Source organism: Flavobacterium sp. (assembly GCF_013822155.1).
Taxonomy (GTDB): Bacteria; Bacteroidota; Bacteroidia; order Flavobacteriales; family Flavobacteriaceae; genus Flavobacterium.
Genome location: NZ_PNJW01000050.1, coordinates 1 through 22411 on the forward strand (window position 1 = coordinate 1; position 22411 = coordinate 22411).

General features: G+C 36.1%; 12 protein-coding genes and 1 pseudogene. 8 read left to right on the forward strand and 5 right to left on the reverse strand.

Annotated elements, in window-relative coordinates; all coding sequences use genetic code 11:
• Window positions 1-340: 340 nt before the first annotated feature.
• A complete protein-coding gene (locus tag C0512_RS11545; protein ID WP_290861725.1) occupies window positions 341-1258 on the reverse strand; it encodes a carboxypeptidase-like regulatory domain-containing protein in 918 nt (305 codons plus the stop codon).
• A gap of 927 nt (window positions 1259-2185) precedes the next feature.
• On the opposite strand from C0512_RS11545, the gene C0512_RS11550 reads away from it, so the two are divergent.
• From C0512_RS11550 to secDF, 7 genes are all read left to right on the forward strand, one after another.
• Window positions 2186-5200 (forward strand): tetratricopeptide repeat protein, encoded by a 3015-nt coding sequence (locus tag C0512_RS11550; protein ID WP_290861727.1) that lies wholly within the window; start codon window positions 2186-2188, stop codon window positions 5198-5200.
• 24 nt (window positions 5201-5224) lie between these two features.
• Window positions 5225-6988 carry a TonB-dependent receptor gene (locus tag C0512_RS11555; RefSeq protein WP_290861729.1) on the forward strand — a complete coding sequence of 588 codons (1764 nt, stop codon included), beginning with the start codon at window positions 5225-5227 and terminating at the stop codon, window positions 6986-6988.
• An 81-nt stretch (window positions 6989-7069) separates the two neighbouring features.
• Window positions 7070-7513: a hypothetical protein gene (locus C0512_RS11560; protein WP_290861731.1), complete on the forward strand. Its 444-nt coding sequence runs from the start codon at window positions 7070-7072 to the stop codon at window positions 7511-7513.
• A 177-nt stretch (window positions 7514-7690) separates the two neighbouring features.
• Window positions 7691-9307 (forward strand): asparagine synthase B, encoded by a 1617-nt coding sequence (asnB, locus tag C0512_RS11565; protein ID WP_290861732.1) that lies wholly within the window; start codon window positions 7691-7693, stop codon window positions 9305-9307.
• 252 nt (window positions 9308-9559) lie between these two features.
• A complete protein-coding gene (gyrB, locus tag C0512_RS11570; RefSeq protein ID WP_290861733.1) occupies window positions 9560-11500 on the forward strand; it encodes a DNA topoisomerase (ATP-hydrolyzing) subunit B in 1941 nt (646 codons plus the stop codon).
• Between the two features lie 26 nt (window positions 11501-11526).
• A complete protein-coding gene (mdh, locus tag C0512_RS11575) occupies window positions 11527-12462 on the forward strand; it encodes a malate dehydrogenase (RefSeq protein ID WP_290861735.1) in 936 nt (311 codons plus the stop codon).
• 191 nt (window positions 12463-12653) lie between these two features.
• A complete protein-coding gene (gene secDF / locus C0512_RS11580; RefSeq protein WP_290861737.1) occupies window positions 12654-15623 on the forward strand; it encodes a protein translocase subunit SecDF in 2970 nt (989 codons plus the stop codon).
• A gap of 318 nt (window positions 15624-15941) precedes the next feature.
• Here the strand turns inward: secDF and lgt are convergent, their stop codons facing one another.
• The 4 genes from lgt to folE form a co-directional block, all read right to left on the reverse strand.
• The gene (gene lgt / locus C0512_RS11585; RefSeq protein WP_290861739.1) at window positions 15942-16868 is read right to left on the reverse strand and encodes a prolipoprotein diacylglyceryl transferase; all 927 of its coding nucleotides are present in this window, start codon (window positions 16866-16868) and stop codon (window positions 15942-15944) included.
• A gap of 84 nt (window positions 16869-16952) precedes the next feature.
• Window positions 16953-17177, reverse strand: coding sequence for a membrane protein insertion efficiency factor YidD (gene yidD, locus C0512_RS11590; protein ID WP_290861741.1), 225 nt, complete (start codon window positions 17175-17177; stop codon window positions 16953-16955).
• A gap of 37 nt (window positions 17178-17214) precedes the next feature.
• The gene (cysS, locus tag C0512_RS11595; RefSeq protein ID WP_290861743.1) at window positions 17215-18696 is read right to left on the reverse strand and encodes a cysteine--tRNA ligase; all 1482 of its coding nucleotides are present in this window, start codon (window positions 18694-18696) and stop codon (window positions 17215-17217) included.
• 18 nt (window positions 18697-18714) lie between these two features.
• Complete coding sequence (gene folE / locus C0512_RS11600) at window positions 18715-19386, reverse strand: GTP cyclohydrolase I FolE (RefSeq protein WP_290861745.1); 672 nt, start codon at window positions 19384-19386, stop codon at window positions 18715-18717.
• A gap of 156 nt (window positions 19387-19542) precedes the next feature.
• On the opposite strand from folE, the pseudogene C0512_RS11605 reads away from it, so the two are divergent.
• A pseudogene (locus tag C0512_RS11605) lies at window positions 19543-22411 on the forward strand (hypothetical protein); the annotation flags it as partial.

Consider the following 22411-nt stretch of genomic DNA (forward strand, 5'->3'; position numbering starts at 1 on the left):
AACTAGTAAATACCCGCTACAAAGTAGTGACTATACACCTCAAAAATGACTGGATAGGTCTGACAAACGTTATTCTTTTTAATTAACCATTCCAAATCACAGCATTATCATCCCCTAAAGATATAATTATTTTAACAACCCCTACAAAAATTTAAAACCAAAAAAACCAAAAAAACTAAAAAAACCAAAAGAATCAAAAAAACCAAAAGAACCAAAAGAATCAAAAGAACCAAAAGAATCAAAAAAACTAAAAGAACAAAAAGAATTAATAAACCGAATAAATCCGCGTTCCATCACCACCCAGTTGTTTTGCGTCTCTGCCTCTTTGCGAGTAAAAAAACTACCCAACCCGCTTCATAGTCGAATCAACAACCAAAACAACTTCCAAATCCTTCCGCTGATTCGCAACAATCGCCACCGGAACCGTCAATCGCAAATAACCATCTCGCTCAAAAACAACCGGATAAACCCCTGCTGGCAAATGCTTAAACCGATACGAACCACGCTCAGTCGTCAACGTCTCAACACCCAAACTCGCAATCGAAACCCTAACCCCCGAAACAACAACTCCCTGTTCATCTCTCACAACACCTCGCAACGACAACTTACGACTACCCGTGCGAACAATTTTACGACAATAAAAATACAAAGCAAAAAACTTTGGCTCATCAAACTCAAGCATCCGAACATAAATATCCATAACACCCATCAAAGCACTACAACGCCCCATCGCCTCCGCAATCTTCCGCGTATGCTGCTTCCGTTCCACAATCGCACTCCGTGGTTGCGGAATCAAATCACTAAACGCCTCAATCCGCGAAGCCAATAAATCAAGCATATCCTGCGTAACACCATAATCAGTCAACAAACCAAGCAATTCAACACCCTTAGCATGCACCATCGAACAATAATCCAACACCTTAAAATCACTCCGAACCAACAAAAAACTCCGAGTGCCATTCAACTCAACAAACAACGAATGATCATCACCCGCCGTCGCAAACGCACGAATCCTCGACGTAACAGCCAAACAAGCATCCGCCATCAAAACCCGTTCTTGCTCTTTCATCTTACGAAGCCCCGTCAAATTCCCCAACTGACGCTCACTCGAATCACCAACCCGGGCAAGCTCCACCTGAAACGCATCAAAAACAGCCTCAAACTGAGGCATCTGAACCAAAATAGAAGAGGGAGTATCTTTCAAAAACGCCTGCATTACTAAAAACATCGAGCGTTTATTCAATTGTCGTGTAGTCATAATAAGTCAAATTAATTATAAAAAAGTAGAGTAGGGCAAGGGCATCTACAAAAACCCAAAACAAAGCTAAACATATTTTTTAATAAAAAACAAACAAAACAACAACAAAAGCACAACTAACTTGAATAATTCATAAAATAATAACAAAAATAACAACAAAAAATTCATAACCACACTGTCAGGCTTAGCCAACAATACTGAGCCTGCCAAGTACGAAGCCCTCGCAAACTTTGACTCCTTAACACCCAATACAATATTAATGCACACTGTCAGGCTGAGCCTGTCGAAGCCCCACAATCTACTTCCGGTTCTTTCGTCATTCCATTCCAGAATAACCCTCCCCAAAACCACATCATCCTCCCCAAAAATGCTCCCAATCTCCTTCATTGTCATTCCGACGTAGGTGGAATCTCCACAACTTTCCCCACAAACCATCCTTCACTCCCCACATAATCTTCTGATAAAACCCAAAAATCACTAACCATCAACATAAAATTTTATAACATCCTCATAAAACCTAATGACATAATTAAAAAATCTAATGAAAAACTAACAAAATCAAATGTTAACATTATAAAATCACTTGACAGAGGCGTCCTAAATAATGTCAAACACATCCTAACAACACATCCTCCCAAAATCTCCCCAAACCCCACCATTCCAAACAAAAACACCCCAACAAATGCCACTAAACCACACACTTTCTCCCCAAACCTCCCCACATTCACTCAAAACGACAACCCTTTTTCAACAACCCCTAACACTTTCACGCAAAACAGTGTCACTTTCCCTAAAAACCCCACCAAATTCTTCCAAAACAAAACCCAAAACCCATTGTTTAAAACCTTGTTCATAATAAACACAAGCATTCACTCGTTTCATCAGTAAGCAAACCCTAAATTTGTAAATCAATCAATAATGAATCTCATGCAAAAACAAAACTGGATAATTCTTTTCGTAGCAATGGTCATAAATTTTGCCGCCAATGCTCAAAAAACCGAAATCTATACCAACGATTTAAAAGAATACAATCGGGCAGTCGAGCTATACAAAGAGAAACAATACCAATCAGCTCAAATCATCTTCAAAAACGTTAAAGAACAAAACACAAACTATGAAGTACAGTCCGACTGTGCCTACTATATCGCTAATTGTGCCATTCGATTAGACCAGCCCAATGCTGATTTACTCATGGAACAGTTCGTTACCGAGTACCCCACCAGCTCTAAACACAACCAAGCTTTTATTGAAGTCGCACATTATTACTTCGAAGTAGGCAAGTTCCCCCAAGCTCTCCAATGGTTTGAAAAAGTAGACGAAAGCAACCTCACCGCCGCCGAAAGAGAAAAGTTTAACTTTCAAAAAGGTTATGCAAACTTCTCCGGAGGAAAGAAAAAAGAAGCAACAAACTACTTTAACAAAGTCGTCAACTCTAAAGAATACGGCTCTCAAGCAAAATACTACCTCGGCTACATGTCCTATGAAAAAGACGACTTCAAAGCCGCCAATGAATACTTCGATCAAGTAGAAGGCGAGCAGAAATACAAAGAAAAAATGTCTTATTACCAAGCCGACATGAACTTTAAGTTAGGAAACTTTCAAAAAGCAATCGACTTAGGGACTGCCGCCATGGCAAAAAGCGACGCAGGCGAAAAATCAGAACTCAATAAAATCATTGGCGAAAGCTATTTCAACCTCAAACAATACGACAAAGCCATACCATACCTCAAAGAATACAAAGGCAAAAAAGGAAAATGGAGCAACACTGACCTTTACCTCTTCGGCTATTCCTATTACAAACAAGCCGACTATGAAAACGCCATTGCACAGTTCAACAAAATCATCAACGGAAACGATGCCGTAGCCCAAAATGCCTACTATCACCTTGGCGAAAGCTACCTCAAAACCGACAAAAAGCAACAAGCCCTCAACGCCTTCAAAAACGCCTCTGAGATGCAATTTGATGCCAAAATTCAAGAAGATGCCTTCCTGAACTATGCAAAATTAAGCTACGAAATAGGCAATTCATACCAAACAATTCCCGGAGTGTTAACCGCCTTTCTCGAAAAATACCCAAGCAACCCCAACAAACCCGAAATCGAAACACTCTTAATCAGTTCCTTCATCACTTCTAAAAACTACAAAGGAGCTCTAGAGTTAATCGAAAAGAATAAAAGCTTCTCAAACAAACAAGCCTATCAAAAGGTAACTTTTTACCGCGGGTTAGAACTCTACACGGATGGCGACTTTAACGAAGCCATGAAAATGTTCAAAAAATCCATTGCTGAACCTCGCGATGCCAAGTTCACCGCACGGGCAACCTTCTGGAAAGGCGAAACAGAATATGTTCTCGACAACTTTACCGAAGCCTTGATAACCTTCAAACAGTTCCTCGGTTACCCTGAAGCAAAAACAACCCCCGAATTCAAAAACATCAATTATAATATTGGGTATGCCCACTTTAAATTGAAAGAATACGAACAAGCAGCCACTCGTTTTCAAAGCTATATCGACGCATCGAAAGACGATAAAGTCCGCCTAAACGACAGTTACCTTCGAATGGGCGATTGTTATTTCGTATCCTCAAAATATTGGCCGGCATTAGAAGCCTATAACAAAGCCATCGAACTAAAAGGAGTCGATGCTGATTATGCCTCCTATCAAAAAGCATTAAGTTATGGCTTCGTCAACAAAAATGACAAGAAAATCGAAGACCTAAACACCTTCCTCAAAAGCTATCCTAAATCACAATACCGCGATGATGCCCTTTTCGAATTAGGAAACACCTATACCAATCAAAATAAAACAGAGTTGGCAATCAAAACCTATGACCAGTTAATCAATGAATACAAAAACGGCTCCTTTGCCGCAAAAGCCATTTTACGTCAGGGATTGATATACTACAATGACAACAAACCCCAATTAGCAATTACAAAACTGAAAAAAGTAGCGGCTGATTATCCTCGAACTCCAGAAGCAATGGAAGCCGTCACAACCGCTCGCCAAATATATGTAGACACAGGCAACGTAAGCGATTATGCAGATTGGGTAAAAACCCTAGACTTCGTTGAAGTTACCGACGCAGACCTAGACAATACTTCCTATGAATCGGCCGAAAAACAATATTTACAAAACAATGCAAAAGGAGCCATCGCCGGGTTTAGTAATTACGTAACTAAATTTCCAAACGGCATCCATGCCTTAAACGCAAACTTCTACTTAGCTCAACTTTACTTTGCTGATGGGCTGGAAAACAACGCTATTCCAAACTATGAATACGTTGTTTCTAAACCAAGAAGCGAATTTACCGAGCAAAGTTTAGCCCGTTTAACTGAAATTCATTTAAAGAAAAAAGATTACGCCAAAGCAATCCCTGCTTTGAAACGATTAGAAACCGAAGCTGATTTCCCTCAAAACATCACCTTCGCTCAATCGAACTTGATGAAATCATATTACGAACAAAAAGACTATACGAACGCGGTTATCTATGCAGATAAAGTAGGAGCAAACCCAAAAGTAGACGATAGAATCAAAAGTGATGCACAAATCATCATTGCTCGTTCCGCCATCAAAACAAATGACGAAGGCAAGGCAAAAGCGGCTTATGCTAAACTGCAATTAATTGCAAAAGGCGAGTTAGCGGCAGAAGCTCTTTATTACGATGCCTACTTCAAAAACAAAGAAGCAAAGTATGAACCATCAAATGTGGCCATACAGAAACTTACAAAAGACTATTCTGGTTACAAATACTTTGGAGCGAAAGGACTTGTCTTGATGGCAAAAAACTTTTATGCCTTGAAAGACAGCTTCCAAGCAACATACATCCTTGAAAGTGTCATTAGTAACTTCACCGACTATACGGATGTCATAGAAGAAGCACAAAAGGAGCTGGACATCATCAAAGCGGAAGAATCAAAACGAAATTCATCCATCCAAAACTAATATATACCACAAAAAATAAACGATATGAAGAGTTCAAATCTATATAAATCAATCACGGCACTGTTTCTTTTGGGTAGTCTGTTGGGTTATTCGCAAAAGAAGGATGAAAACATCGGTACCGAAGTAGTGAATGTAGTAAAACCCTATACCGCCACTATCTCCGATGCCTTTAAAGTAAAAGAAACACCCTCCCTCAACGACGATGAGATAACGAAGAAAGAAAATGTGCAATACAATATATTTTCTTTTCCCGTAGCCTCCACATTCACGCCCGCAAAAGGAAAAGCAGCCGCTGTCGACAAAGCAAAAAGAGACAAGCTCTACAGTAATTACGCCACACTTGGCTTCGGAAATTACGGAAGAGTACTCGGTGAGTTGTTTATCACCGAAAACATCAGCAGCACTGATTACATTGGTGGTATGTTTCGCCATCATTCCTCACAAGGCGGAATAAAAGAACTTGTTTTAGACGATAGTTTCTACAACACTTCCCTTGATTTAACCTATGGAAGTCAACAACGCAGCTACAATTGGAATCTAGATTTAGGATATCAAAATCAAATCTACAACTGGTACGGAATCAACCAAGCCTATTTCAACCAAGATGCGGCCTTCTATGCTCAAATCGCTCCTGACCACATGTTTCACAACGCTTATTTAGGAGGAAAAATAGGTTTTGAAGATAGTTTCTTCACCGGAGCAACTATGAAGTTCAATCGCTTTTGGGATGATAACGGTTCTGCAGAAAATCGGTTTTACGTAAAACCATCTTTTGTGGTAGACATCAATGAATTTGCCATCAAAACCAATGTAATCGTTGATTATGTAGCCGGAAGTTTCGACCAAGACTATTTTAACAACGGTGGATACAAATACGGGTTTACTAATTTCGGGTTAAATCCATCCGTCACATTAAACCAAGATGATTTATCCCTAAACATAGGAATCTCCCTTTTCTATAGTGCCGATTTAGAAAACAGTGACAGCAAGTTTTTTGTTTATCCAAACATTTCTGCATCCTATAAAATCGTTGGCGACTTGATGATTTTATATGCAGGGGCAGAAGGAACCTTACAACAAAACAGTTACAGAGAGTTCACAAACGAAAACCCTTTTTTGTCTCCCACAATTTTTGTTGTTCCTACTGATAGACCTTACGACATCTTTGCCGGATTAAAAGGTAAGCTGGCCGGTAATGTGAGTTACAATGTACGTGGTTCCTTCATGCAAGAAAAGGGGAGAGCACTGTTTAGAAATAATCCTTTCCCAAACGCCACAACCCCTGACTTAGAAATTACGGCAAAAGGCTACCAGTTCGGTAACTCCTTTGACGTCATTTATGACGATATGCGAACAGTTAGTTTCTTTGGCGAATTAAAAGCAGACTTCTCTAAAAACATCTCCGCCGGAATACAAGGAACCTTCAGCAGTTTTTCAACCAGTAATGAGTTAGAAGCATGGAATCTGCCTTCCATAACCCTAAATGCAAACCTTGATTTAACGATTACTGAAAAGTGGTATGCCGGAGCCAGTTTATTCTTCGTCGGTGAAAGAAAAGACCAAATGATTGCTCCAGGAGTCATCGATCCTGCGTTTTATGATTTCACCACAATTACATTAAAAAGCTATTTTGATGTTAATGCTCACGTAGGTTATAAATTCAATGAACGATTAACGTTCTTTTTAAGAATGAATAACATGTTCAATCAATCCTATGAAAAATGGATGAATTATCCTGCTCAACAATTTCAAGTTGTGTTAGGAGCTAACTACAAATTTGATTTTTAAAAAAGGGGATTAAGGTATATAGGTAAAATATTACCTTTAAAACCTTAGCACCTTAGTACCTCAGGATCTTAGTACCCATAAATGAAACAACAAATCATCCATTATTACAATCATTACCTAAACGAACGCGTCAATACTTTACGCGAAATGATTGTAGATTTAACCGAAGATTCTTTGAATGATGCCAAAGGTTCTGCCGGTGACAAACACGAAACAGGTTTGGCTATGATGCATTTGGAGCAGGAAAAATTAAACCGGAAACTACAGGAAGTAGTAGACATACAAAGTAAGTTTCTTAAAATCGATTACTCCATCGTGTCCAATCAGGTAATTTTAGGAAGCTTGGTTTCAGCAAATGAAACTTACTTTTTAATCTCCGTCAGTCTACCAAAAATTGAAATAGAAGGAAAAAACATTTTTGCTGTTTCTCCGGAAGCTCCTTTAGCTCAAAAAATGTTGGGTGCCGAGTTGAATGACATCATCACTGTCAACCAAATTGATTACCTAATTCAAAGCATTGAATAAGATTTTTATAATTTGTAATTTGCATTTCATAATTTCATAGTTTTTAGTTTCATATTTGCTGTAAATAAAACTAATTAGTTTAATTATATAACCAATAACACAAAATGTGTTTACAATTGTGTATATAATATTGATTTTTGCTTCATCATATTAAGTAAAATTAGAAAAGCAAAAGTTATGTGTGGAATACTAGCCATTATCGGAAAAGGAAAAGATGAAGAAGTAGTTAAAGTATTATCAAAAAGAATGTCTCATCGCGGTCCGGATGAAAGTGATATTCATGTAACCGAAAACGGACATATTTTAGCCCATGAACGTTTATCAATCATCGACTTGCATACCGGAAAACAACCCATTCAAGGTTCTTCTACCGCTTGGATGATACACAATGGTGAAATCTATAATCATCAAAAATTAAGAGACGGAATTTTAAAAGACCACAAATTCAGAACAACATCCGATTCGGAAGTGATTGTGCATTTATATGAAAAATTTGGTTATGATTTTTGTGATATGCTCGATGGAATGTTTGCTTTTGTTGTGATTGATGGCGACGATTACATAGCCGGCCGTGATCCACTGGGTGTAAAACCACTTTATTACGGTCTGGACGAAAGAGGAAGAATGTATTTTTCTTCTGAAATGAAATCAATTGCTGATCAATGTAAAACATTTTCAACTTTTCCTCCGGGACATTATTACACTCCTGAAACAGGATTTGTAAAATACTATCAACCTAAATGGGAAGATGAAACCTTAGCTGTGGAAGAATTGGATTTAAAAGCCATTCGTGAAACTTTATCTGAAGGTGTTCGTAAGCGATTAATGAGTGATGTGCCTATTGGTGTTTTACTTTCAGGAGGCTTAGATTCTTCTTTAACTTCATCAATTGCCTCCCGTTATATGAAAGAAATGGGTAAAACACTTCATTCCTTTTCAATTGGGCTAGATGCGGAAGCTCCTGATGCGAAAGCAGCTCGTAAAGTGGCTGAATTTTTAGGAACTCAACACCATGAAATACATTTCACCATTGAACAAGGAATCGAGATTTTAGACAAATTAATTTGGCATCTTGAAACCTATGATGTAACATCGGTTCGAGCAAGTACGCCAATGTACTTTTTATCTAAAGCCATTACAGAAAAAGGAATCAAAGTGGTGCTTTCCGGTGAAGGAGCCGATGAAATTTTTGGAGGCTATTTATATTTTAGAAATGCACCTTCAGTAGAAGATTTCCAAAAAGAAACAATAGAACGTGTGCAAAAGCTATTTACAGCTGATTTATTACGTGCAGATAAATCAACCATGGCTCACGGTCTAGAAGCACGAGTTCCTTTCTTAGATAAAGCATTTTTGGAATTGGCAATTAAAATCAAACCGGAAGAAAAAATGCCACAAACCTATGATGGGGTTGAAAAATACATTCTTCGAAAAGCGTTTGACACTCCGGAGCAACCCTATTTGCCAAGTGAAGTTCTTTGGCGTCAAAAAGAGCAGTTTTCAGATGGAGTAGGCTATAATTGGATAGATACATTAATAGAATATTGTTCCAGTCAAGTAACCGATGAACAGTTAGAGAGAGCAGAAGAAACTTATCCATACAATACCCCGCTAACGAAAGAGGCTTATTTTTACAGAAGTATTTTTCATAAACATTTTCCTCAAGTTGCGGCAGCTCAAACGGTGCGTAAATGGATTCCGAAATGGCAAGAAAACCAAGACCCAAGCGGAAGAGCTAATGCGGCTCACGTTCAGGCAGATACTACCATTGCAAAAATTGATATTCCTGTTTAAAATAGTTTAAAGAAGTTTAGTTTGTTTGTGAAAGGCGTCCTTATTAGTGGGGACGCTTTTTTTATGGCAATTGGTTAAGAATTAGGTCTGTTTTGTTAAAAAAATACTATAATAAATAGTTCTCTTTTTTAATAAAAAATCAACATATTGTTAATAACTTATCCACTTTGCCAATGTGTTTTTATAGAAAATCCCTTGCCAATCCGTATATTTGCGTGTTATTCAAAAAATACATTTTAGCATTAAATTTATATGAGCGAAGAAATCAAAAAGAATAGTTATTCAGCAGATAGTATTCAAGCCCTGGAAGGAATGGAGCATGTGAGAATGCGTCCTTCTATGTACATTGGCGATACAGGAGTTAGAGGTTTACATCACTTGGTTTATGAAGTAGTAGATAACTCCATCGATGAGGCGTTAGCGGGACATTGTGATACCATTACAGTTTTTATAAACGAAGATAATTCAGTTTCTGTAGAAGATAATGGCCGGGGTATTCCGGTTGACATGCACAAGAAAGAAGGTGTTTCTGCTTTAGAGGTGGTTATGACCAAAATTGGAGCAGGAGGTAAGTTCGATAAAGATTCTTATAAAGTGTCCGGTGGACTACACGGTGTTGGGGTTTCATGTGTAAATGCACTTTCTGATCATTTGAGAGCTACCGTTTTCAGAGATGGAAAAATTTACGAACAAGAATACGAACGCGGAAAAGCAATGTATCCAGTGAAGCAAATTGGTGAAACGACCAAACGCGGAACGATGGTTACATTCAGACCTGACACCTCTATTTTTACGCAAACTATTGAATTTTCATATGATACTTTGGCCGCACGTATGCGAGAGTTGTCTTTTTTGAATAAAGGCATCACAATTACAATGTGTGACAGAAGACATTTAGATGAAAAAGGAGAATTAATAACAGAAACTTTCCATTCAAAAGAAGGATTAAAAGAGTTTGTTCGATTCTTAGATGGAAACAGAGAGCCAATCATTTCGCACGTGATTAGCATGGACAATGAAAAAGGAGAGATTCCGGTTGAGGTGGCGTTGGTTTACAATACCAGTTATTCTGAGAATATTTTTTCGTACGTAAACAACATCAACACACACGAAGGAGGTACTCACTTACAAGGTTTCCGAATGGGATTAACGCGAACCTTAAAAAAATATGCTGACAGTTCAGGTTTATTGGATAAATTAAAGTTTGAAATTTCCGGAGATGATTTCCGTGAAGGATTAACTGCAATTATTTCTGTAAAAGTTCAAGAGCCACAATTTGAGGGTCAAACGAAAACCAAATTAGGTAACCGTGAAGTAGTTTCTCCGGTTAGTCAATCGGTGGCAGAAATGTTAGAAAATTATTTGGAAGAAAATCCAAATGATGCCAGAATTATTGTTCAAAAAGTAATTTTGGCAGCACAAGCACGTCACGCGGCGAAAAAAGCTCGTGAAATGGTGCAGCGTAAAACTGTTTTAGGAGGCGGTGGATTACCGGGAAAACTTTCCGATTGTTCTGAACAAGATCCTGAAAAATGTGAAATTTTCTTAGTCGAGGGTGATTCGGCAGGTGGAACGGCCAAACAAGGTCGAGACAGAGCATTTCAAGCGATTTTACCGCTCCGTGGTAAGATTTTGAATGTTGAGAAAGCCATGCACCATAAAGTTTTTGAAAACGAGGAGATTCGTAATATTTTCACCGCTTTAGGTGTTACTATCGGAACTGCGGAAGATTCAAAAGCATTAAACTTAGAAAAGTTAAGATACCACAAAGTAGTCATCATGTGTGATGCCGATGTGGATGGTAGTCACATTTCTACTTTGATTTTAACATTCTTCTTCCGTTTTATGAAAGAATTAATTGAGGAAGGACATGTTTATATTGCTACACCTCCTTTATATTTAGTAAAAAAAGGAAATAAAAAGGAATATGCGTGGAATGATGATCAACGTGATATGATTAACTTGAAATTAGGAGGTTCTGCAGCGATACAACGATATAAAGGTTTGGGAGAAATGAATGCGGAACAACTTTGGGACACTACATTGAATCCTAACTTCAGAACTTTACGTCAAATAACTATAGACAGTTTAGCGGAAGCTGATAGAATTTTCTCAATGTTAATGGGAGATGAGGTTCCGCCAAGAAGAGAATTTATTGAGAAAAATGCAGTATATGCAAAAATTGATGCTTAAATCATAACTATTTAAAAATTAAAAAAATGAAAGTTACCATTGTAGGAGCAGGAAATGTTGGTGCAACATGTGCCGATGCGATTGCTTACAGAAGAATTGCCAGCGAAATTGTATTGTTAGATATCAGAGAAGGTTTTGCTGAAGGAAAAGCGTTAGATATTATGCAAACCCAAACAACTTTAGGGTTTAATACAAAAGTATCCGGAAGCACAAATGATTATTCAAAAACTGCGGGAAGTGATGTGGTTGTGATTACTTCAGGAATTCCCCGTAAACCGGGTATGACTCGTGAAGAATTAATTGGAATTAATGCAGGAATCGTGAAAACTGTGGCAGAAAGTTTACTACAACATTCACCTAATGCAATCGTTGTGGTTGTTTCTAATCCAATGGATACTATGACATATTTAACGTTAAAAGCAACCGGCTTACCTAAAAATAGAATAATCGGAATGGGTGGAGCTTTAGATAGTTCACGTTTCAAATGTTATTTATCTCAAGCTTTGAACAAACCTGCAAATGATGTGTCAGGAATGGTTATTGGAGGACATGGCGATACAACTATGATTCCGTTAACTCGTTTGGCTGCTTATAATGGAGTACCAGTTTCAGAATTTTTATCTGAAGACGAATTAACAAAAGTTGCAGCCGATACTATGGTAGGAGGAGCAACGTTAACAGCTCTTTTGGGAACATCAGCATGGTATGCACCGGGAGCTTCTGTTGCCTATTTAGTTGATAGTATATTAAATGACCAAAAGAAAATGATTCCTTGTTCAGTATTTTTAGAAGGAGAATATGGTCAAAGCGATATTTGTATCGGAGTACCTTGTATTATAGGTAAAAATGGAGTTGAAAAAATCGTTGATATTAAACTAAACGAGGATGAAAAAGCTAAATTTGCTAAAAGTGCAGACGCAGTTAGAGCAATGAATGGTGATTTAAAATCAGTTTTAGCCTAACTTTTTAAACATAGATTTAAAGAGACTGCATTTTTGCAGTCTTTTTTTTGAGATTAATGCACAAATTAATTGGTTAATCCTATTCATAATTATATATTTGCACGTTTTATAAAATCGAAAGAACTGTCTTGTTTTCTTTTGTATTGTAAATCAAAACCATAACCAACAAAAATTAATTAATTCAAGTAATAATGCAGAGTAAAGGACTTATTAAATTTTTCGCAATTTTATTTGCATTGGTATGTATTTACCAACTTTCATTCACGTTTGTAGCCAATAAGGTTAAAGATGATGCAAAAGCATTTGCAGGTGATGATGTTTTGAAAGAAGTAAAATATTTAGACTCTATTGGTAGAGAAAAAGTATTTAGCTTAGGATTTACAGACTATACCTATAATGAAGTTAAAGACAAACAAATCAATAAAGGGCTTGACCTTGAAGGAGGAATTAATGTAATTCTTCAAATTTCTGTTAAAGATATTTTGAGCGGATTAGCAAATAACTCGCAAGATCCAACTTTTAATAAAGCTTTAGCTGATGCAACAAGAAATCAAAAAGGAAATCAAACCTATTTAGATGCTTTTTTCGAAGCTTTTGATGCTGAATCGAAAGGAAAAGTAAAATTATCTTCTCCTGATATTTTCTTTAATAAGAATTTAGATGGTGAAATTAATTTGAAAATGACTGATAATGAAGTTAAAGCAGTTATCAAAAGAAAAGTAAATGAATCGGTCTTAAGTGCTTTTGAAGTGCTTAGAAAACGTATCGATAAATTTGGGGTTACTCAACCAAATATTCAGCAACTTGGAGAATCTGGAAGAATTCTTGTGGAATTACCGGGTGCTAAAGATGTTGATCGTATTAAAAAATTATTGCAAAGTACAGCTCAATTAGAATTTTGGGAAACTTTCAAATTTGAAGAAGTTGGTCAATATTTGGGTTCAGTAAACGAAGCCTTAAAAGCAACAGAAGTTAAAGTTGATGTAAAAGAAAAAACTTCTACAGGAATTGACTCTTTATTAACAGATACTGCCAAAGATTCATTAGCCAATACAAAAGGAAATAATCCTTTATTTGATAAAATGTTGTCGTATGGTGGTGGCCCGGTTTTAGGCTATTTTTCACCAAAAGATACAGCTAAAATTAATGGTTATTTAAAAAGAGACAGCAGCAAAGCTTTGTTGACTCCTGAATTGCGTTATGCTCGTTTTGTTTGGGGAAAACCAACAACAGTTGATAACGAGAAGAAAGAAAAAGTAGAAGCGGTTGAATTATATGCTTTAAAAACTGACCGTACAAACCAAGCTCCAATTAGTGGTGGAGTTGTAATTGATGCTCGTGATTCTTTTGACCAATTCGGAAAACCTTCTGTAACCATGCAAATGAACGGTAAAGGAGCTAAACAATGGGAAGAATTGACAGGAAAAGCTTTTACTCAAAAAAGTAATATCGCCATTGTATTAGATAACATCGTTTATTCTGCTCCTGGGGTTTCTACAGGACCAATTGCGGGTGGACGTTCTGAAATTTCAGGTAATTTCACCATTGATGAAACTAAAGATTTATCAAACGTTTTAAGAGCTGGTAAATTACCGGCTAAAGCAGATATCGTTCAATCTGATGTGGTTGGACCTTCCTTAGGTCAAGAGGCTATTGATAATGGAATGTTGTCATTTCTTATTGGAATGCTTTCAGTAGTTTTATGGATGATTTTATACTATGGTAAATCAGGTATTTATGCCAATATTTCATTATTAGTAAATATTCTTTTCATATTTGGTATTTTAGCTAGTTTAGGAGCAGTTTTAACATTGCCTGGTATTGCCGGTATCGTGTTAACCATTGGTATGGCCGTGGATGCTAACGTAATTATCTTTGAACGAGCCAAAGAAGAATTAGATGCAGGTAAAACTGTTGAAGAAGCTGTAAACTATTCATATACTTGGACTGGAGCTATGTCTTCAATTTTTGATGCTAATATCACAACAGCATTGACTGCTTTGATTTTATTGGTTTTCGGAACAGGTCCAATCAAAGGATTTGCAACTACTTTATTAATAGGTATTGGAACTTCATTGTTTACAGCCATTTTTATTACAAGAATATTTTTAGATTGGAGTGTTCGTAAAAATCATTTACTTACATTTTCAACGCCAATGTCACACAATTGGTTTAAAAATATGAATGTTAATTTCTTGGCTAATAAGAAACTTGCTTATGGTATTTCAAGTGTATTAGTAATTATATCACTTGTTTCTTTATTTTTCGTAAATGGATTGAATCAAGGGGTTGACTTTGTAGGAGGTAGAACATTCCAAGTTCGTTTTGAAAAAGAAGTAGTTGCTAGTGAAGTGAGTGCTGCTTTAACTAAAACTTTTGGTACTAATGTAGAAGCTAAAACTTTCGGAACCGGTAATCAGTTAAAAATTACTACTAAGTATAAAGTTAATGAAGAGAGTGAAGGCGTAGATAAGGAAGTAAATGAAAAATTATTTGAGGGTTTAAAATCGTATTTTCCAAAAACAAGTTATGAAGATTTTGTAACAAATTCAGAAGGAAAACAATTTGGAATATTACAAGCATCTAAAGTGGGTCCAACAGTTGCAGAGGATATTAAAACAAATTCATATTGGGCAGTATTAGGTTCGTTGTTTATTGTATTTCTTTATTTATTGATTAGTTTTAGAAAATGGCAGTTCTCTTTAGGAGCGGTTTTAGCTGTTTTCCATGACGTTATTATTGTATTAGGTGTTTACTCGTTATTTTGGAAAGTATTGCCCTTTAACATGGAAATTGACCAAGCCTTTATTGCAGCAATTCTAACCGTAATCGGTTACTCATTAAATGATACTGTAATTGTATTTGACCGTGTACGTGAATATTTAGGTAAAGATGTAAAAGGTACTTTTAATGATGTGGTAAATAAAGCGTTAAACACAACTTTAAGTAGAACGGTGAACACCTCTTTAACAACATTAATTGTATTGTTTGCTATCTTTATTTTAGGTGGTGAAACCATTCGTGGATTTGTATTTGCAATCTTAGTGGGTATCTTAGTAGGTACTTATTCTTCTTTGTTTATTGCAACTCCAATTATGGCGGATACCATCAATAAACAAGATGCTAGAAAAGATGCATTTAAAGAAGTTGAAAAGAAATAATTATTTTCTATTATAATTAAACAAAAACCAGGCTTTAAGTCTGGTTTTTTGTTTCTATATATTACTAAATTTATATTTAGGAAATCTAATGTAATTTGATGATAGAATACTGTTTAGATAATGAATTTAAGCCTTTGTAGATATTATTATTAGTAGCTTAACCTTGATTATAGGCAAGTAGAATTTAGTTCTTATATGATTACATTTTCTTTGTTTAAATAGAAGAAAATACTGTCTAAACTATAGCCTATATTTTGTTTCTCTAAATAGAATAAAAAAACCCGACATAAGCCGGGTTATAAATAAAATTGTATTTAATTACACTTTCTTCGGTCTAAAAATAAAATAGAAACCTATCAATATAAAGGGTATACTAAGCCATTGACCAGTTGTTAAGGCATTAAAAAGGGGATAAGTTTCAAAACCTCCTTGGCTTTCTTTTAAATATTCTACCCCAAAACGAACGGACCAAAGTAATACCATAAAGGTTCCGAAAATAAGCCCTTCCTTTTTACGGGCATCAGTTTTCCAATACATAAAAAATAAAATTAGAAAAACAAAAACATAAAAGAAAGCTTCATACAATTGGGATGGATGTTTAGCAGGAACAGCCTCCAATAAATTTGAAAATTGTGGGTTTTCAACAATGGCTTTATATGCTTCTTTCGGATTAGCAATTTGTGTATTTTCTACCGCTTGTCTCTTAGAATAAAAATCTTGAACAAATTTAATTCCAAAAGAAGAAGTTGTTTCATGACCAACTATCTCAGAATTGAAAAAATTTCCTAATCTAACAAAAACAGCCCCACTGGCAACCGGAATAACAACTCTGTCTAAAACCCAAAGTAGGGATTTATGCATGATTTTTTTACTAAAATATATCATAAAAAGAATGATTGCAATGGCTGCACCATGACTGGCTAATCCTGAAAATCCGGTAAATTCAAAACTTGGTTTTGTCCGGATGGGTAGAAAAATGCTTAATGGATCTTCTCTGAATAATTCGGGCTGATAAAAAATAACATGTCCTAATCGAGCACCAATTAATGTAGCAATAACGGTATATATAAATAGACTGTCTAATTTTTCTAAGGGTTCATTTTCTCTGATGAAAATATATTTCATGACGTACCATCCTAGGCCAAAAGCAATCACGAACATTAAACTGTAAAAACGAACTGTAAACGAACCGATTTCAAAACCTTCCGAAGGATTCCAAACAAAACTTAAAAATTGGGTTACCATAGCGACGTAATATTTAATGTAAATGTAAACGAATAAATTACAAATTGCAATTTGAATACGCTAATAAATTCTTAAAAGTAGGAGTTAAGGTACAGGGTCATAACCACTTTTTCCCCATGGATGACATTTTGAAATGCGTTTTACAGCAAGCCAAATTCCTTTTATTACGCCATGTTTAACAATTGCTTCATGAGAATAACTGGAACAAGTAGGTTCAAAACGACAAGTTGCAGGGGTCAATGGAGAAATGACCACTTGGTAAAAACGAATCAAAAAAATAAAAGGGAAACGAATTATTTTTTTTAACATAATAGATTTATTTCAATTCGAAACCTAATCAACTTAATTAATTCACGCTAAAACTAGTTCCTTCTTTTCCATCTTTCAACTGAATTCCTATGGCTAACAATTGATCTCGAATTTGATCAGATAAAGCAAAGTTTTTATTGGCACGAGCTTCCATTCGCATTTGAATCATTAAATTCACAACACCTTCGAGCTTGTCAATGTTATCATTACAGCTTTTTTCATCAGAAATACCTAATACATCATAAACAAAGGCATGAAGAGTAGAAGTCAAATTTTGAATATCAGCGGCAGTTAACGTTTCTTTTCCATCGTTTACCAAATTGACAAAGCGAATGCCTTCAAATAATTGTGCAATTAATATAGGTGTATTAAAATCGTCATTCATGGCATCATAACAACTTTTTTTCCAAGCGGAAATGTCCAAAGTTGAACTTGAACTTGCAGATAAATTTTTAAGCAATTCCATTCCTTCCATTAATCGATTGAATCCTTTTTCAGAACCCAAAATAGCATCATTAGAAAAATCTAATATACTTCTGTAATGTGCCTGAAGCATAAAAAAGCGAGCCACATTTGGAGAAAAAGCTTTGCTTAGAATTTCATTTTCTCCCGTAAATATTTCATTGGGTAAAATAAAATTTCCGGTTGATTTGGCCATTTTTTTACCATTTAAAATCAACATATTAGCATGCATCCAAAAATTAACCGGACTATGTCCTGTACAAGCTTCATTTTGAGCAATTTCACACTCATGATGCGGGAATTTTAAATCCATTCCGCCACCGTGTATATCAAATGTTTCACCAAGATATTTTGTACTCATGGCAGTACATTCCAAATGCCAACCCGGAAAACCAATTCCCCAGGGAGAAGGCCAACGCATGATATGTTGTGGTTCTGCTTTTTTCCACAAGGCAAAATCCTGCGGGTTTTTTTTATCGGAAACACCATCTAAATCACGGGTGTTCGCAATCATATCTTCAATATTTCTACCGCTTAATTTGCCGTAATGATTTGTTTCATTGAATTTGACTACATCAAAATAAACGGAACCATTTGCCTCGTAGGCAAATCCATTTTCGATTATTTTTTTAATAATTTCTTGTTGTTCAATGATATGACCTGTGGCTGTCGGTTCGATACTTGGTGGTAAAAAATTCAACGTATGTAAAATGTTATGAAAATCTACCGTATAACGTTGCACAATTTCCATGGGTTCCAATTGCTCAATTCTTGCTTTTTTGGCAATCCTGTCTTCACCTTCTTCCGCATCATTTTCTAAATGTCCGGCATCAGTGATATTTCTAACATACCGAACTTTGTAACCTAAATGAAGTAAATAGCGATAAATTACATCAAAACTCATAAATGTTCGAACATTTCCCAAATGTACATTGCTGTAAACAGTTGGCCCACAAACATACATGCCTACATTTCCTTGGTGAATAGGGGTAAATACTTCTTTTTCACCTGAAAGTGAATTGTATATTTTTAAGGTCTGATTTTCGTATAATTTCATTTCTATTCTTTCTTCTTTCTAAAACTTAGTCTCTAACTTTATATAATCTAAAAACTCTCTTCTAACTTTATCCTCTTTAAACTTACCTCCAAATTCAGAAGTAACTGTACTACTTTCAATATCACGAATTCCTCTGGAATTTACACATAAATGTTTGGCATCAATCACACAGGCTACATCTTCGGTGTTGAGTGCTTTTTGCAACTCTTGGACAATCTGCATCGTTAAACGTTCTTGAACTTGTGGTCTTTTAGCAAAATAATCAACGATTCGATTCATTTTGGATAACCCAATTACTTTTCCACTTGAAATATAGGCCACATGAGCTCTTCCTACGATGGGTAATAAATGATGTTCACAGGTAGAATAAACGGTAATGTTTTTTTCAACTAACATTTCACCATATTTATAACCATTCTCAAAGGTAGAAGTGCTGGGTTTTTTTAATGGATTTAAACCACCAAAAATTTCTTTTACAAACATTTTAGCAACTCTGTTTGGAGTGCCTTTCATGCTGTCATCGGTAAGATCCATTCCTAAAGTTGTCAAAATACTGGCAACATCTTTTTTAATGAGTTCAATTTTTTGATCATCAGTTAAGTCAAAAGCGTCTTTTCGTATCGGATTTTCTGCTGATGTTCCTATGTGGTTGTCTCCCAATTCGTCAGAAAAAGTATCGGTATTAATCATCGGTTTGATTATAAATTTATAATTGCTTACAAGGTTGCAAAGATAAACAAAAAGCAGAAATCTTACGACGACTTATTGCGATTAGTAAAAATTCTAATTTTTAAGATAATTATTAGCTAATTTTATGTAAATTTCCAACCTTAAAATTTCCATAGCATGAGTCCAAGAATACTATTAGCATTTATTAGTTGTCTTTTAATCAATAACTTACATTCGCAAAATTTGATTGCAAATGGAAGTTTTGAAAGTGGTAATGGGGTTGGTTTTCAGTCCGATTATTTTAACACAAATCCGGGTGGTGGTCAACCAAATAGTTCGCCTAGAGATTATGCCATCATTGCAAACCCGTTTGTAATGAATACTAATAATTTCGTAAATTCTGGCGATCATACCACCGGAACCGGACTCATGATGGTGTGTGATGGAGCTTCAGGACAATCTGAAATTTTTTGGAAAACCAATGGTGATGTGACTTTGCAAGGTGGACAAACGTATACATTTAAGTACTTTGTTCGTTCAATTAATAACACTAACCCACAAGCAGAAATTGGTTTTAGAGTAATGAATGGAGGTACAATTACCTTCAGCAATAATTATACGGTGACTGCTCCTGTCAATGGGTGGCAATCTGTTTCTTATAATTTTACAGTGACAGGTGCCGGAAATCAATATAGAAGATTAGAACTTTTTAATGTGAATCAAAGTGCGGTTGGTAACGATTTTGCAATAGATGATATATCGTTACGACCATTTGCAGCTCTTTCTGTAACTTATTCTGCCGTAAATTCAACTTGTTTTGGAGCAAATAATGGTTCAATTGTTGTGTATGGAGTAGGAGGATCATTAACCTATACTTCTTATTCCATTACAGGTCCCGTAAATCAAACCAATGCAACCGGAATTTTTAGCAACTTACCCCCGGGAACGTATACCATTTCCGTAACAGATAATACGCCCACTACAGCAACTTTACCAAATATCATTATCACCCAACCCGCTAATTTGACTATTTCACCCAATACAGCGATATGTCCGGGTACATCAACTACGTTAACCGCTTCCGGAGGAACTACTTATAATTGGACTGCTGTTCCGGTTGATCCTTCTATGTCGAGTACTACCGGAGCTTCAATTACTGTGAGCCCAACTGCGACAACAACTTATACGGTATCCTCTTCTGAAACAACCACCAGAAATTTGGTGTTTAATGGGGATTTTAGTCAAGGAAATATAGGTTTTACATCTGAATATCAATATTTCACACCTGTTGTTCCAATTCCAGCCGGTATTCAAGGGGCTTATGGTGTCGTAACTAATCCGCAAGCGTGGTTTGCCGGATTTTCAACTTGTACAGACCACACCACGGGTACTGGAAATATGTTAGTTGCCGACGGTTCTGTTGCAAATGCCGGAAATGATAAAATATGGTGTCAAAAAATTCCGGTTACTGCAGGTCAAAATTATACTTTTTCCTATTGGATTCAAACTGTGGCCACACCAAATCCAGCCAATATCGAAGTGCTAATTAATGGTGTTTCTGTCGGAATCGATGTTGCACCGGCGACAACTTGCGGTTGGGTGCAACATACCTATACTTGGAATTCCGGTGCAGCTACACTAGCAGATATTTGTATTTTTGATAGAGTAATAACCGCATCTGGGAACGACTTTGCCATTGATGACATTAGTTTTACTTCCACTGTAACCTGTACTAGAACCAGATCTGTTGTAGTAAGCATTGCTAATGCCACTTTTGGGACAGATGATACTATTTGTCCGGGTAGTTCAGGTACAATAACTTTTACAGGAACACCCGGTGCAATTGTTATTTTTACATCTAGCACTGGGGCTAGTTATAATGTTTTATTGAGTGCTGCCGGTACAGCCTCTTGGCCATCCCCTATATTAAATGTAACGACAATTTATTCTTTACAAAGTATATTTTTACCTTCAACAGGTTGCTCTTCTCCTTTATCAGGAACAGTTACTTTTACGGTGGAGGCCAATGGTTGTGCAACAGTACTGACCGGAGGAATTGACGTAACAGACCCTAATATTCCACCTTCATGTGAGCCGGGAACTTGTATTGATTTATCTGCAGAATATGTAGATTTTGGTTCTACATCATCCTATGCGGTTACTTCAATTGAATATTGTCCTCAAGCTTCTTTTAATGATCCAAGTTATAATCAAATTAGTTTGACAATTGATGATAGATGGTCAAATACAATTACTTTACCCTTTAATTTTTGTTTTTTTAATAATCTATATACCACATGTCATGTAGGTTCAAATGGTACAATTTCATTTGATCCTTCTATAGTACCAAATACATTTAGTCCATGGAATTTATTAGGAATGTCAATTCCTAATGTTGGATTTCCAATAAGAAATGCTATTTATGGAGTTTATCAGGATACAGATCCACAAAATTCTCCTCCAGAAATTAGTGCCAGTTGGAAATTAGAAGGAACTTACCCTTGTCGTAAATTAATTGTTAATTTTTATCATTTTGGACAGTTTTCTTGTGGACAAACTGTTGGCTTACAAACATATCAAATGGTTTTATATGAAATTTCGAATATCATCGAAGTATATGTTCAAAACAGAACTCCTTGTAATACTTGGAATAATCCTCCGGGTGGAGGAGTTATTGGAGTTCAAAACCAAGCGGGTACAATTGCTTTTTTTCCTCCCGGTAGAAATGTAGGGAATTGGACAGCAACTAATGAAGCTTGGCGTTTTACACCAAACGGTCCATCAGCCACTACTTTTCAATGGTTAGAAAATGGAGTGCCAATTAGTTCCAATACTAATATTGTAGTTTGTCCAACAGTAACAACTACTTATACAGCAGAGGTAACCTATAATCAATGTGGTCAAATTTATACCGTTTCCAGTCCCGCTACTGTTACTGTTTATCCTGATGATACCCAAAGTCCTATTGATTTAACGGAATGTGGAAATCCTTTTGATTTAACAGAAAATGATGCTAACATTTTAGGAAGTTTAGATCCGAATGATT